Here is a 13,323-nt window from a genome sequence, read left to right as displayed (position 1 = left end):
TAGAGGAGCATTTAAAATGGAAAATCAAACACAAACATTAGAAGACATTCGCTACACCCTAGTATACAATGCACCCATTTCGAAGGTATGGAATGCAGTTTCCACTTCAGAAGGCTTAGCAGCTTGGTTCATGCCCAATGATATGGAGCCTGTGGAAGGTCATAAATTTCATCTAAATGCCGGACAATTTGGGATGTCTCCATGTAAGGTAACAAAGGTCGATCCGCCTAACAGCCTATCGTTCAATTGGGGAAAAGATTGGACACTTACATTTGAATTAAAGGAAGTGGACGGCAAAACAGAATTTACCCTCATACATGGCGGTTGGGATGTTAATAAAGTTACTGAGTTTGGTGCGCCTCATACTCCAATCCGTGACAATATGAATCAGGGCTGGGCAGGTCTTGTTCAAAAATTACAAGCATATGTTGAGGCGTAAATGGTTGCGTCATCAGCAAAGCATGATGTCTTTCAAGCCATCGCTGATCCAACAAGACGGAAGTTGTTGAAACTTCTTAGCACGGAAGAAATGCCTGTCACTGCCATTAGCGGACACTTCCCAATGAGCCGGACTGCTGTTTCTAAACATTTGCGTGTGTTAGCAGATGCTGGATTAGTGAAGGAGCGGAAAGTCGGCAGAGAAACACGGTACAAGCTTCATCCAGAGCCGCTAGTTGAATTAAAAGATTGGCTCCAGTATTTTGAACTATTTTGGGAAAATAAGCTAACAGCACTGAAATTGTTTGTGGAGTCGGATGATCAGGATGAATAAGTTACCAGAGCCAGGCATAGAGCCTGGCTTTTCAGCTATCACGTGAAGTGTACACAGAAAATGGCCAGCAAAATGCTGGCCACTAAATAGTAATCTCATTAGCCCCCGTTTTCCTATTAACAAACGAAAGAATGATAAGAATTCCAATGGTTAGAATACAAACGGTTGAACCGATCACATTATTTGGATTTAACAAAAATCCAATAAAGATCACACTCAACGAAATAATCGCGAAAATGGTCGTAAATGGGAACCACTTCACCTTAAATGCCGGTTGATTTTTATAATGTGGCCGTAATTTTAATTGAGCGGCACAAATGCTGATCCAAATGATCATAACCGTAAAACCTGGGATGGTCATGAGATAGCTAATAACTTGGCTTGGTGTTAGGTAGGCTAGGTAAACACCTGCTATAATACAAACACTTGTAATCATAATTCCTGTTAATGGAATTCCTTTAGTAGATAATTTTGCTAACCCCTTTGGAGCCACACCGCTTTGAGCCATCGAAAACAGCGTTCTTGATGTAGCATATATTCCGGAATTGGCAGCCGAAAGGACGGCTGTTAATAACACAAAGTTCATAATATGCGCTGCCCCGGGTAAACCGGTACTAGTGAATACCTGTACGAAAGGACTGTCGGCACCACCAACCTTGTCCCAAGGCATCATGCCGCAGATGATCAGGATTGGAAAAATATAAAATATAATAACACGCCAAACGGCTCCTTTAATGATTTTCGGTAATACTCGTTCTGCATCTTTTGTTTCAGTTACCGCAACCCCGATTAATTCTGCACCGCCATAAGAAAACATCACAACCAAAAATGCGCTAAATGTTCCACCTAAACCGTGTGGAAAAAATCCGCCATGTGCGGTGTAGTTTGAAAATGGATCCTGTATGGTACTAGGAATTAGTCCAAAAAGAAGAAAGCAGCCTAGAAATATAAAGGCAACTAGGGCAATAATCTTGATTCCCGCAAACCAAAACTCAAGTTCCCCGTAATATTTGACTTGAAATGAATTGATACCTACGATGACGACGGCACAGAGAAGACTTAGCAGCCATAATGGGATTGTAGGAAACCAGAACTGCAAAAAACTACCTGCTGCTAATAGTTCAACAACGGTTACGATAATCCAATTGATCCAGTAAAGCCATCCGACCAGAAAGGATACCTGGAAGCCAAAAGCTTTATTGACGAGATGCTGCACATTCATATTGGGAAAAGCCAAAGCCATTTCTCCTAATGCAGCCATAATAATAAATAACAATAGACCGCCAATTAAATAGGCTACTATAACGCTTGGCCCAGCGATACTTAACGTATCTGAGCTTCCTTTAAAAATCCCTGTTCCAATCATACCCGCTAATGCAATGAACTGCACATGCCTCGGCAATAGCCCTTTTTTTAAGTCCTGATGATTATTCTCCATGATGACTTTACCTACTTTTCTATTTTACTTAGACGCTTTTAAGCACTAAAGTATTTTTATACTAATATATCATATTTTTTAAAACTGTCAATGTGGTTAATAGGTTCCGGACGAGGTAAAATATTCTTTTGCCTGAAGGAAACATTATTGGTGGGGGTGAATAAACTAGTTTAAAAGAGGTGATGGTTACCATGATCGCAACCCCTCGAATGCAGCGGAGGATCTTCATTTATTCGTATGTTTTTAAAAAGCTTGGAATTCTTACTGAACAAGAATATAAACAAATCATTAATTTTTCCCCATTACAAGAAAAGCGGTAATTGTTCAGATAAATAAAAGCACGCGCTGATTGGCTCACGCGTGCTTTTTTATGGTAAATCACTACTATTTTTGTGTTAAGATGACATCTTCACTTTCTTTTGTGTTGTCGTCCATTTTCCGCGGCTTGGGCTTATGACCAAGTCATTATAGGCTAAGACATTTAAATCTCGTTGTATGGTGCGAGGAGTGATACCAAATTCCTCTACAAGTTCTTGGGTCGTGACAGTGCCGTTATTGCGAATAAACATGTAGATACATTTGATGCGGTTTAACATCCGGTTAGTTGAAGGTTTCAAAGAACCACTCCCTATCCTAATTTCAAACCTATGGCTTAATCCATCTACCGACAGCCTATTTGAAGAATACTCTTCAAGAATATGTAGTTTCTTTTCCGCGCAGCCATCTCCTTTTTTATGGAGTGAGTACTTAGATGTCATACATCTAACCTTATTGTACCCATAATTTCTGAAAATTTCTACCACTATAGCAAAGTTTGCAAAATAATCTTCCAATTTTCCATTACTTACTCGGATTATTGCCTCCTTTATCATTCTCTTACTATAGGTTATGGCTTAGGGTGTTTGGTTTATGATAAATTATTTGAATTTTTAGTCAAAATATTTAATCGATCCGTTACACATGCTAAATTGCTAAGATTATTGGAGAAATATGATATTGTTAAAAGAGTATATAGATATAGGAGGTAACTCAAATGACAGAGATTAATTGGATGAGTGAGGTTGAAAAAAGAAAAGATTCATTAATTAAGGATACACAAGGATTATTACATATTAAAAGTCTTTTAGACGAGGAAAATACCTCACCTGACGCACCACTTGGACAAGGGGTGAAGGATGCACTTGATTACATGCTCCAACTTGGGGAAAAGGATGGATTCACGCCGAAAAATGTAGGCAATCTTGCTGGTCATCTCGAATTTGGTGAGGGAACAGAACTACTGGGAATTCTTTGCCATGTAGATGTTGTGCCAGAAGGGGATGGCTGGACAAGTGATCCCTTTGGAGCGGAAATTCGTGATGGAAAGATTTACGCTCGTGGTGCGCTTGATGACAAGGGGCCGACAATGGCAGCCTATTATGCGATGAAAATTGTTAAAGAACTTAGCCTGCCGCTTAAAAAGCGCGTCCGGATGATTATTGGAACTGATGAAGAAAGCAATTGGCGTTGTGTCGAGCATTATTTTCAGCAGGAAGAAATGCCAACAGTAGGATTCGCCCCTGATGCAGATTTCCCAATTATTAATGCGGAAAAAGGAATTGCTGATTTTGATATGGTTCAGACGGGATCAGTAAAAGAAGGATCAACTGCGACAGGTATTAAGATTGAAAGTTTTGTTTCTGGAAAAAGATACAATATGGTTCCGGATCATGCCAAGGCTACCCTGCTTGTAAAGGAACAACAAGAGGAAGTAGTACAGCAATTTATTACCTACATGAAGAAAGTTGAATTGGAATATAATTATCGTATCCAAAACGAGGAGCTAATTTTAGAAGTCGTTGGCGTTTCTGCACATGGCATGGAGCCGAGAAATGGGAAAAATGCCGGGTTATTTTTAGCGGAATTTCTTTCAAAACAAGCGATAGAGGCAAATGCTGCTCATTATTTCCGATTCCTTTCCCGGTATTTCTTTGATGATTCAAGGGGTGTGAATCTTGGGGTTTCCTATTCGGACGAGATTTCCGGAGAATTAACGATTAATCCTGGAAAACTTAGCTTTACTGCTGAAACTGGCGGCAGTATTGGGATGACATGCCGATACCCCGTAACAAATAATATGGAAGAAACCAAGGCAAAGTTGGATGCACTTTTGATAGACGAGGGCTTTTCGATTGAAAACTTTTCTGATTCAAAACCGCATCATGTGGATGAACAGGAATTCCTGATTCAAACCTTAAAAAAGGTGTATGAAGAACAAACAGGAGAAAAAGCAGAATTGATTGCCATTGGCGGCGGTACGTATGCCCGCTCCTTAAAAGCAGGAGTCGCATTTGGTCCATTATTTCCCGGAAGGCCAGATATCGCCCATCAAAAAGATGAATATATGTATATTGAAGACTTGTTAAAAGCAACGGCCATCTATGCTCAGGCTATTTATGAATTAGGAAAAACTGAATAGGCAATTTTTAGAAAAGGACGTGTTATCGGGCAACACGTCTTTTTCCTTGGTTATATTGGAAATAATCGTTTTCTAATAGATACAATTTGGGGAAAATAGACTAAAATGAACGAAAGGACTGAACCATACAATGGAACAACAACGAACTCATTTTTTCTTTGCGGTAAGAATTCCTAAGGAAACAAAACGAATCATGAAAGACCATATGGAAGAATTGAAGGAAACCTTCCCTTTTAGCCGTTGGGTACATCATCAAGATTTGCATATTACGCTGGCCTTCCTGGGTGCTGCTGATCCTAAAAGGCTAACCGCGGCAGAAAAAAATGTGAAACAGACCTTAAAAGAGGGAAAGTCAATACCATTGAAAATGAACAAACTGGGAATTTTCGGTCAAGAAGATTCACCGCGTATATTTTGGGTGGATACGGAGGAAAGTACGGAGCTAAAAGCAATTAGAAATAAAGTATTTTCAGCCTGTGAGAGGGCGGGATTTCAACTGGAAACAAGGCCATTCAGGCCCCATATCACCCTAGCAAGAAAGTGGAACGGGGCAGAGCCATTTCAAAAGAAGTTATTAGAACGATGGAATGAGTTACAGCCTGAACCCCTATTCTTTCAGGCAAATGAAATCGTTTTATATCAAACACATCTCAAGCAATCACCAAAATATGAAGCAATCGCCACATTTCCATTACAAACATAAAGGTTGGTTTTATGAAGCATATTTATTTTATTGTGAATCCTAAAGCAAGAAACGGCTACTGCCTTAAAATATGGGAGAGAATTGAAGAACAAGTAAGGATTGAAAAATTATCCTATCTCGCAGTGTTTACCGAATATCCTGGACACGCTCAACACCTTGCCAGCCAAATTGCAACTAAGAATCGAGAGCAAAAGTTGATCATTGCCGTTGGCGGTGATGGAACGATGCACGAGGTGATGAATGGAATCGTTAAGGAAAAGAATATTACACTTGGCTTTATTCCCGGCGGCTCCGGAAATGATTTTTCAAGAGGGTTTCAATTACCTGCTGATCCAGTAGAAGCATTACAAGTCATTCTCCGTTTGATGAAGCAAGAGGCGGTACACATCGATATTGGGAAAGTAATGACGGGGAATACGAATGAGCATTTCTTTATTAATAATATGGGGGCAGGATTTGATGCCGTTATTTCCTATGAGGTTAACCATTCACGGATGAAGGCACTGCTTAATAAACTTTCACTAGGCAGGCTGGTTTATGTCTATTTTCTATTAAAAAAACTATTTACTTACAAAACATCAACAATTGATTTATCAATTGACGGGAATAAGCATATATTTGAACAAACATGGTTTGTGACCGTTTCCAACCAGCCTTATTATGGCGGTGGAATGCAGATTGCCCCGAATGCTGTGCCTGATGATGGACTTTTTGATATTACCGTTGTCCATCAATTATCGCGGTTAAAGTTGCTTCTCGTTTTTATTAGTGTTTTCTGGGGTAAGCATACCCATTTTAAAGAGGTCAAAACCTTTAAAGGAAGTGTAATTTCGATTCATTCTCCGGCCGCCCTGTATGCTCATGCAGATGGGGAACATATCGGGTTTACACCACTCTCCATTCATCTTCAACCCAAAGTGTTGGGAGTGTTAACTAGAAGACCCAAGAGAGAAGAAATTCAGTTAAAGGAGAGGAAATCGAATGATTTCTGCTGACAGGAAGTTTCTTGCCTACTTGGATGAGATGAATATCATTACGATTCTTCTTCCCCTTTCATATCATAACGGCTTGTCTTCCGCTTTTTATTTGACGACTGATGCTTTGAAAATACCACTTGAGATCCTGAAAAGTTTGGAAATTGAACATAATCATAAATATATATGCCGATTTGAGGGTGATTTTTCATTTGGCAAGCAATATTGGATCGTTGATCAACATGGCGAGAAAACCGATTTGCAAATTGGTGCCGTAATTAGAACCAACTCTTTTGATGAAAGATTCTATTATGATGGTCAGGACCTCGGGGTGACCTTTCATACCAATCAAACCCGTTTTAAGCTGTGGGCCCCGACAGCGACTGGAGTAAAATTAAAATATCGTCCTGCAGCCGGCCAGTATTCAGAAATCATCAAGATGAGACGAGAGGATTGCGGCATTTGGTCAGCAAGTACTACTCAAGATGTAGAAGCATATCGATATAGCTTTCTCGTTCAAGTTAATCATGAATGGCATGAAGTGATAGACCCATATGCGAAGGCGGTAACGGCAAATGGGGAGCAGGGAGTTATTGTAAAACTCGAAAAAACATCAAGGCCTAGACCTGACTTACCACCAATCGAACACCCAGTCGATGCGATTATTTATGAAACGCATATAAGAGATTTTTCCATCCATCCGAATAGTGGTGTCCGAAATAAGGGATTGTATCTTGGGGCAGGTGAATGGAACACGAAAGGAAAAGATGGCGAACCTACGGGATTATCCTATTTAAAAGAGCTGGGGATCACCCATATTGAATTTCTTCCCTTCCATGATTTTGCCGGTGTCGATGAATTACATCCTACTAAAGATTATAATTGGGGATATAATCCCCTTCATTTTAATGCCCCCGAAGGCAGCTATGCAACGGATCCGGAAAATCCTTATTCAAGAATTATCGAATTGAAGGAACTGATAGATCAGATCCATAGGATTGGCCTCAGAGTGATGATGGATGTGGTCTATAATCATGTCTACATTCGTGAAAAATCTTCTTTTGAAAAGGTAGTCCCTGGTTATTATTTTCGCCACAATGAAGTGGGGCTGCCTTCCAACGGGACTGGTGTCGGAAATGATATTGCGTCAGAGCGAAAAATGGTCAGAAAGTATATTGTTGACTCCGTTCGCTATTGGATGGAAGAATATCATATCGACGGCTTTCGTTTTGATTTAATGGGGATTTTAGATGTGGAGACAATGACCGAGGTAAAAAAAACGTGTGAGAGTATTAAGGAAGGTACACTGATTATTGGTGAAGGATGGAACCTTAACACGCCACTCCCTCTGGATCAAAAGGCAACAATTGGGAATCAAGCGAAAATGCCGGATATCGCCCAGTTCAACGATAAATTTCGTGATAGTATTAAAGGGAGCACCTTTAACCTATTTGACAAAGGGTTTGCTTTAGGAAATGATCACCATTTGGATGCAGCCATAGAAGTGATAACGGGTAGTATTGGTTTGACAAAGCGAGGTACTCGGCTCTTTAATGAGCCATACCAATCCGTGAATTATGTGGAATGTCATGATAATCATACACTTTGGGATAAGCTTCAAGCCTGCTTTCCTGATGTGGATGAGGAAACACGAATGAAATACCACCGTCTTGCAACAGGCATCGTTCTTTTATCGCAGGGAATACCCTTTCTTCATAGCGGTCAAGAATTTTTTCGGACCAAATTCGGAGAGGGAAATAGCTATCGTTCCACAGATTTGGTTAACCAGCTTGATTGGGATCGAAAGAGTCAGTTTAAAGAAAATGTGGAATATATTAAGGGGCTTATTCAAATTCGAAAAACATTTTCATGTTTTAGAATGAGGACTTCCAAAGAAATTCACAGTCATATACATCTATTATCTTTTCCTGCACCGGTAGTTGGCTTCCTTTTCAAAAAGAATCATAAGGAAGTCATCATCATCATTAATCCTTCCACTATAAAACAAATCATTCACCTCCCTGATGGAGAATGGTCTGTTTTGGTTAATCAAAAAAATGCGGGAATTTCTTCCAAAGCGGTCCTTCAAGAGGGAGAGAACACGATGGATCCCATTTCGCTAAATGTTTTGCTAAAAAAATAGTTTTTCAAGATGACTTGACGAAAAAAGGCAATTGGAGATAAAATTTAGTAAGATGGCTATTGTGTGCAATGGTTTCAATAGCTTTTTTTTTATTTCAAAAAAAAGCTACTGGTATAATGGTGTATGACTAAATCCTTCCGGCAGCACAGGTTTACCCTCCGATTTAGGAGGAACAAGCCCAATAGAACGGCATAAATTGAAGGTGAGCAATTTTGGAACATTTATTAGGACAAGAGTGGGAAATTACCCCTGCTGGAGGCAAAACAGGAGAAGCCTTTTATGCAGAATATGAAGATCAGAGGCTTTTTTTAAAGCGCAATTCCTCTCCATTCCTGGCAGTACTTTCCGCGGAGGGCATCGTCCCTAAGCTTGTGTGGACAAAACGATTGGAAAATGGAGATGTAATTACAGCACAACAGTGGCTTCCTGGCCGAGAGTTAAAGCCCTCAGAAATGAACCATGAGAATGTTGCAAAATTGCTTAAAAAAATTCATTGTTCTGAGCCCATGCTTGGAATGTTAAGTAGGATCGAAAATTCACCAATAAATCCGGAGCCCATTCTACAATCGGTGGTAAAAGAGTTAGATGATGAGGTACTTTCCTTACTTGAATCGCAAAAAGCGATGAATTTTTTAAAGAAGGAAGCAATCCACATTTATTGTGATGAAAAAGTGGTTTGTCATGGAGATGTCAACCATAACAACTGGCTGCTTGCGGAAGACAACCAGTTGTACTTGATTGATTGGGACGGGGCGATGATTGCCGACCCAGCCATTGACCTCGGATTACTGCTTTATTGGTACATTCCCGAAGAGAACTGGCAGGATTGGCTTGAACTTTACGGTAAAGAGCTAACCGCTAATCTGAAGCTAAGAATGAAATGGTATGTGACGATTCAAACGTTATCTTCCATACAATGGTATAAAAATAAGAACCGCTTGGAAGAAATGAATAAATGGATTACGTTTTTAAACGACATTCTTTAGTAAATACCCAGCTTCAGCGCCTAGGGGTCATAAGCCAATCCATCAAGAAGGCAAAAAGCGCCTTCTCGCCGGCTTATGCCTGTCGCCCCTGATCAAGGCGCTTCCGCTTTTCTACGACAATTGACCAATATCACTAACCCATTGTGATAGGTTATCTTGGTTTGATAAAATATGCTGATCTAAATCAGCCGTCTCGGCGCCGTGCTGGCCGTAATGATAGACCTCCTGCAGAATGCTTTTTACATTCTGATCAACTTGGGTGTTGACCATGAGGGACTTCACTAAGCGTTCGAGCTGCTCACATTCAGCTACCGAGCCGCAGCAATCTGATTGATGATTGGTTAAGATATCTTTAAGTAATGTAACTTGGTGTTCATGACTTAATGGCATAAAAGCACATCCTTTCAAGTGGAAATGAAAAAAGGAATTCACAGTTAGGTTGTGAATTCCTTTTTTCATTTATGCGTGAACCATTTTTCCATTTAGTTTTACTTGAAAGAAAAAAGGTAGCGTGTTACGTTTTAAACAATAATTTTTTATTAGGAGTGTCATAATGAGACTTAGACATAAGCCATGGGCAAAGGAGAAAATTGAGCAGCATCCGCAATATATTGTTGCAACCCCCGAACAGTGTAAAGGGAAGTGGCATGAGGTTTTCGAAAAAGAGCAGCCGCTTCATATCGAAGTCGGTACAGGAAAAGGCCAATTCATCACCGAAATGGCAAGAGCTAATCCCGGCATTAATTATATGGGGATTGAATTATATGACAGCGTCATCGTGGCGGCATTGGATCGATTAATTGAAGCTGATCTACCGAATCTGAAACTTTTAAACGTGAATGCGGCAGATTTAGCTAAATATTTTACGAAAAATGACGTGGACCGGGTTTATTTGAATTTTTCAGATCCTTGGCCAAAGGTCCGTCATGAAAAAAGAAGATTAACCTATAAAGATTTCTTAAAACTTTATGAAGATATACTGGTCGATGGCGGCGAAATTCATTTTAAAACCGATAATCAAGGTTTATTCGAATACTCATTGATGAGCTTTTCTGCATATGGCTTATTATTAAAATACGTGAGCCTCGATTTTCATAAGAGTGAGTATGAAGGAAATATCATGACCGAATACGAAGAGAAATTTTCGGAACAAGGAAATCGGATTTATCGCTGTGAGGTTAAATATCAAAACTAACAAAAAAGGACAGTTCTCATGTGGAGCTGTCTTTTTTGTTTCTCCAATTTGTTAGTCAATGTTAAAATATAGAAAATGGGAGGAGGAATTTTAATGGAGACGTTAAAAGTGGGGAACATTACCCTAACATGGTTATCCGGAGGGGTTACAAATTTAGACGGCGGTGCAATGTTTGGGGTTGTTCCAAAAGGGTTATGGTCAAGAAAATATCCAGCTAACGAAAAAAATCAAATTGAGTTGCCGACAGATCCAATACTCATTCAGATGGATGGGAAAAACCTATTAGTGGAAGCAGGACTTGGAAAAGGAAAATTATCCGAGAAACAATTAAGAAATTTTGGGGTTGCTAGGGAATCTGAGCTGGAGGAATCATTAGAAAAGGTTGGTTTACAGGCTGAGAACATTGATTATGTATTAATGACCCATTTGCACTTTGACCATGCGGGCGGCTTGACAAAGCTTGTCAATGGTAAGTATGTTTCCACCTTCCCAAATGCGAAAATTATTGCCTCACAAGTGGAATGGGATGAAATGCGCAATCCCAATATTCGGTCAAAAAATACATACTGGAAAGAAAACTGGGAAGCCATTGAATCACAAGTGATTCCTTTTGAGGAAAAGTGGAACCTAGGAGCAATCACGATGATTCATACGGGTGGGCATAGTGACGGCCATTCGATTCTACTCATCGAGGACGGTGGCGAAATGTCCATTCACATGGCAGACCTGATGGCGACACATGCCCATCAAAATGTTCTGTGGGTCATGGCCTATGACGATTACCCAATGACTTCCATTGTGGCGAAGGAAAAATGGCTCCCATTGGGCTTAGAAAAGAATGCATGGTTCACCTTTTACCATGATGCATATTACCGGGCTGTTAAATGGAGCCCTGATGGGAAAGAAATAGTGGAGAGCATTAAAAGAATAAGGTAAAACGAAAAATAGCCGTATAAACAGTAATGCGGCTATTTCGTTTCTTATCCTAATTCTTCTGTTACTGGACGAATATCCAATAAGGTGCCTGTTTGTGCGTCCGCAATGAATTCAAATTGTTCAGTAGTTCCGTTCTTATTTTTGGAAATGCCGCCTTTGTAAACCTGATAGTTAATCTGTTGTTTTTCATAGGGCTCCGCAACCATATGAATCCATGAGCCGCTGATGGGTTCATTCTGCGTAAATTGTTTTTTTACATGTACCAGCACTTTTTCTGGTGATACATTTGTTTTTTTAGCAAGGATTTCTTTGGTTACATAGCCGCCGGCTAGCCCAACAGCAGCACCAAGGAAAAAGGATTTCCAGTTCATAAGCACACCCCCAAATTGGAAAAGATTACACATCTAAGTATAGCGTATTTACCAGTTAGAAGGAATATTTCAGGGTTCGAAATGAATTATTGGTAACAATCGCGAAGTTTCTGTAAAATACAGTTATACATACAAATTCAGAAAATTTAAAAGGAGCCTGAAAAATGAACGAGCAAACATTAAAACTTTTTCAAACGTTAACCGAGCTTCCCGGTGCGCCAGGAAATGAGCATTTAGTAAGAAATTTTATGAAAGAGCAATTATCTCAATACTCAGATGAAATTGTCCAAGATAACTTAGGAAGTATTTTCGGGGTGAAAAAAGGGAATGGAAAAGGCCCGACCATCATGGCTGCAGGGCATATGGATGAAGTTGGCTTCATGGTAACGACCATCACTGATAATGGGATGCTCCGTTTTCAACCGCTTGGGGGCTGGTGGAGTCAAGTTCTCCTTGCCCAGCGCGTACAAGTCATGACCAAGAATGGCCCAGTTGTTGGTGTGGTGGGCTCGATTCCGCCGCATCTTTTAGATGAATCGAAGAAAAACAAACCAATGGAAGTAAAAAACATGCTGATCGATATTGGTGCCGACAATCGTGAAGATGCCCTGCAGATTGGTATCAAGCCTGGTCAAGCAATCTTGCCAATTTGTCCATTTACACCAATGGCAAATCCAAAGAAGATTATGGCAAAGGCTTGGGATAACCGTTACGGCTGCGGCCTAGCGATCGAATTGCTCCAGGAACTAAAAGATGAAACATTGCCAAACATTTTGTATTCTGGTGCAACCGTTCAAGAGGAAGTTGGTTTACGCGGTGCGCAAACGTCAGCCAACATGATTAAGCCCAATATCTTTTTTGCTATGGATGCCAGTCCGGCCAATGATATGACCGGAGATAAAAATGAATTTGGTCAATTAGGCAAAGGAACATTACTTCGTATTCTTGACCGTTCCATGGTTACACATCGCGGTATGCGCGAGTTTGTTCTTGATACAGCAGAAACACACCATATTCCATATCAATATTTCGTTTCCCAAGGTGGAACAGACGCCGGCCGTGTTCATTTATCCAATGAGGGCGTTCCAAGTGCGGTCATCGGTATTTGTTCACGATATATTCATACACATGCCTCCATGATTCATGTGGACGATTACGCTGCTGCTAAAGAATTATTAGTTAAACTCGTCAAAGCTTGTGATCAAACAACAATTGACACGATTAAATCAAACAGTTAATTAGAAAAGCGCAAGCGCACTGTTCAGGGGCTTATGACACGAGCCGCTAGGGAGCTGGAGCTGGACAATTCTCAAAGTGGAAATAAATTTTGATATCTTTAGGGGGCAC

The 13,323-nt window shown here is 40.2% G+C and carries 14 protein-coding genes; 10 read left to right on the top strand and 4 right to left on the bottom strand.

Features of this window, described 5'->3' with window-relative positions:
• Positions 1 to 16: 16 nt before the first annotated feature.
• Both RCG19_RS04160 and RCG19_RS04155 read left to right on the top strand, forming a co-directional pair.
• Positions 17 to 439: an SRPBCC family protein gene (locus tag RCG19_RS04160; protein ID WP_308109790.1), complete on the top strand. Its 423-nt coding sequence runs from the start codon at positions 17 to 19 to the stop codon at positions 437 to 439.
• Positions 440 to 772: an ArsR/SmtB family transcription factor gene (locus RCG19_RS04155; RefSeq protein WP_308109789.1), complete on the top strand. Its 333-nt coding sequence runs from the start codon at positions 440 to 442 to the stop codon at positions 770 to 772. It begins immediately after the preceding gene.
• Positions 773 to 854: 82 nt separating this feature from the next.
• On the opposite strand, the gene RCG19_RS04150 is transcribed toward RCG19_RS04155, so the two are convergent.
• Together RCG19_RS04150 and RCG19_RS04145 are read right to left on the bottom strand one after the other, a co-directional pair.
• Positions 855 to 2,210, bottom strand: a complete 1,356-nt coding sequence (locus RCG19_RS04150) for an amino acid permease (protein ID WP_308109788.1) — start codon at positions 2,208 to 2,210, stop codon at positions 855 to 857.
• A gap of 395 nt (positions 2,211 to 2,605) precedes the next feature.
• Positions 2,606 to 2,827 (bottom strand): DeoR family transcriptional regulator, encoded by a 222-nt coding sequence (locus tag RCG19_RS04145; protein ID WP_007086548.1) that lies wholly within the window; start codon positions 2,825 to 2,827, stop codon positions 2,606 to 2,608.
• Positions 2,828 to 3,243: 416 nt separating this feature from the next.
• Here RCG19_RS04145 and pepV point away from each other — a divergent pair, with 416 nt between their 5' ends.
• The 5 genes from pepV (at position 3,244) to RCG19_RS04120 (ending at position 9,474) form a co-directional block, all read left to right on the top strand.
• The gene (gene pepV, locus RCG19_RS04140; RefSeq protein ID WP_308109786.1) at positions 3,244 to 4,668 is read left to right on the top strand and encodes a dipeptidase PepV; all 1,425 of its coding nucleotides are present in this window, start codon (positions 3,244 to 3,246) and stop codon (positions 4,666 to 4,668) included.
• A 130-nt stretch (positions 4,669 to 4,798) separates the two neighbouring features.
• Positions 4,799 to 5,371 carry an RNA 2',3'-cyclic phosphodiesterase gene (gene thpR, locus RCG19_RS04135; RefSeq protein WP_308109785.1) on the top strand — a complete coding sequence of 191 codons (573 nt, stop codon included), beginning with the start codon at positions 4,799 to 4,801 and terminating at the stop codon, positions 5,369 to 5,371.
• An 11-nt stretch (positions 5,372 to 5,382) separates the two neighbouring features.
• Positions 5,383 to 6,366 carry a diacylglycerol/lipid kinase family protein gene (locus RCG19_RS04130; protein WP_308109784.1) on the top strand — a complete coding sequence of 328 codons (984 nt, stop codon included), beginning with the start codon at positions 5,383 to 5,385 and terminating at the stop codon, positions 6,364 to 6,366.
• Complete coding sequence (pulA, locus tag RCG19_RS04125; RefSeq protein WP_308109783.1) at positions 6,353 to 8,488, top strand: type I pullulanase; 2,136 nt, start codon at positions 6,353 to 6,355, stop codon at positions 8,486 to 8,488. Before RCG19_RS04130 ends, pulA begins: the two co-directional genes overlap by 14 nt.
• 212 nt (positions 8,489 to 8,700) lie before the next feature.
• Positions 8,701 to 9,474 carry a phosphotransferase gene (locus RCG19_RS04120; protein ID WP_308109782.1) on the top strand — a complete coding sequence of 258 codons (774 nt, stop codon included), beginning with the start codon at positions 8,701 to 8,703 and terminating at the stop codon, positions 9,472 to 9,474.
• Between the two features lie 111 nt (positions 9,475 to 9,585).
• Here the strand turns inward: RCG19_RS04120 and RCG19_RS04115 are convergent, their stop codons facing one another.
• Positions 9,586 to 9,864 (bottom strand): YtzH-like family protein, encoded by a 279-nt coding sequence (locus RCG19_RS04115; RefSeq protein ID WP_308109781.1) that lies wholly within the window; start codon positions 9,862 to 9,864, stop codon positions 9,586 to 9,588.
• Positions 9,865 to 10,027: 163 nt separating this feature from the next.
• Between RCG19_RS04115 and trmB the strand changes: the two genes are divergently transcribed.
• Both trmB and RCG19_RS04105 read left to right on the top strand, forming a co-directional pair.
• Positions 10,028 to 10,669, top strand: coding sequence for a tRNA (guanosine(46)-N7)-methyltransferase TrmB (gene trmB / locus RCG19_RS04110; protein ID WP_308109780.1), 642 nt, complete (start codon positions 10,028 to 10,030; stop codon positions 10,667 to 10,669).
• Between the two features lie 93 nt (positions 10,670 to 10,762).
• The gene (locus tag RCG19_RS04105) at positions 10,763 to 11,605 is read left to right on the top strand and encodes a YtnP family quorum-quenching lactonase (protein ID WP_308109779.1); all 843 of its coding nucleotides are present in this window, start codon (positions 10,763 to 10,765) and stop codon (positions 11,603 to 11,605) included.
• Positions 11,606 to 11,649: 44 nt separating this feature from the next.
• Here the strand turns inward: RCG19_RS04105 and RCG19_RS04100 are convergent, their stop codons facing one another.
• Positions 11,650 to 11,976 carry a PepSY domain-containing protein gene (locus RCG19_RS04100; protein ID WP_308109778.1) on the bottom strand — a complete coding sequence of 109 codons (327 nt, stop codon included), beginning with the start codon at positions 11,974 to 11,976 and terminating at the stop codon, positions 11,650 to 11,652.
• A 164-nt stretch (positions 11,977 to 12,140) separates the two neighbouring features.
• Between RCG19_RS04100 and RCG19_RS04095 the strand changes: the two genes are divergently transcribed.
• Positions 12,141 to 13,214: a M42 family metallopeptidase gene (locus RCG19_RS04095; RefSeq protein ID WP_308109777.1), complete on the top strand. Its 1,074-nt coding sequence runs from the start codon at positions 12,141 to 12,143 to the stop codon at positions 13,212 to 13,214.
• The last annotated feature ends 109 nt before the right edge of the window (positions 13,215 to 13,323 follow it).

The sequence above is a fragment of the Neobacillus sp. OS1-2 genome (assembly GCF_030915505.1).
Taxonomy (GTDB): domain Bacteria; phylum Bacillota; class Bacilli; order Bacillales; family Cytobacillaceae; genus Neobacillus.
Note: the sequence above shows the minus strand (reverse complement) of the source record. Positions and strands in the feature narration are given on the sequence as shown.

What these genes read in the sequence shown, in the direction of transcription:
- RCG19_RS04160 (WP_308109790.1), top strand. Translation starts at nt 17, where the DNA reads ATGGAAAATCAAACACAAACATTAGAAGACATTCGCTACACCCTAGTA.
- RCG19_RS04155 (WP_308109789.1), top strand. Translation starts at nt 440, where the DNA reads ATGGTTGCGTCATCAGCAAAGCATGATGTCTTTCAAGCCATCGCTGAT.
- RCG19_RS04150 (WP_308109788.1), bottom strand. Translation starts at nt 2,210, where the DNA reads ATGGAGAATAATCATCAGGACTTAAAAAAAGGGCTATTGCCGAGGCAT.
- pepV (WP_308109786.1), top strand. Translation starts at nt 3,244, where the DNA reads ATGACAGAGATTAATTGGATGAGTGAGGTTGAAAAAAGAAAAGATTCA.
- thpR (WP_308109785.1), top strand. Translation starts at nt 4,799, where the DNA reads ATGGAACAACAACGAACTCATTTTTTCTTTGCGGTAAGAATTCCTAAG.
- RCG19_RS04130 (WP_308109784.1), top strand. Translation starts at nt 5,383, where the DNA reads ATGAAGCATATTTATTTTATTGTGAATCCTAAAGCAAGAAACGGCTAC.
- pulA (WP_308109783.1), top strand. Translation starts at nt 6,353, where the DNA reads ATGATTTCTGCTGACAGGAAGTTTCTTGCCTACTTGGATGAGATGAAT.
- RCG19_RS04115 (WP_308109781.1), bottom strand. Translation starts at nt 9,864, where the DNA reads ATGCCATTAAGTCATGAACACCAAGTTACATTACTTAAAGATATCTTA.
- trmB (WP_308109780.1), top strand. Translation starts at nt 10,028, where the DNA reads ATGAGACTTAGACATAAGCCATGGGCAAAGGAGAAAATTGAGCAGCAT.
- RCG19_RS04105 (WP_308109779.1), top strand. Translation starts at nt 10,763, where the DNA reads ATGGAGACGTTAAAAGTGGGGAACATTACCCTAACATGGTTATCCGGA.
- RCG19_RS04100 (WP_308109778.1), bottom strand. Translation starts at nt 11,976, where the DNA reads ATGAACTGGAAATCCTTTTTCCTTGGTGCTGCTGTTGGGCTAGCCGGC.
- RCG19_RS04095 (WP_308109777.1), top strand. Translation starts at nt 12,141, where the DNA reads ATGAACGAGCAAACATTAAAACTTTTTCAAACGTTAACCGAGCTTCCC.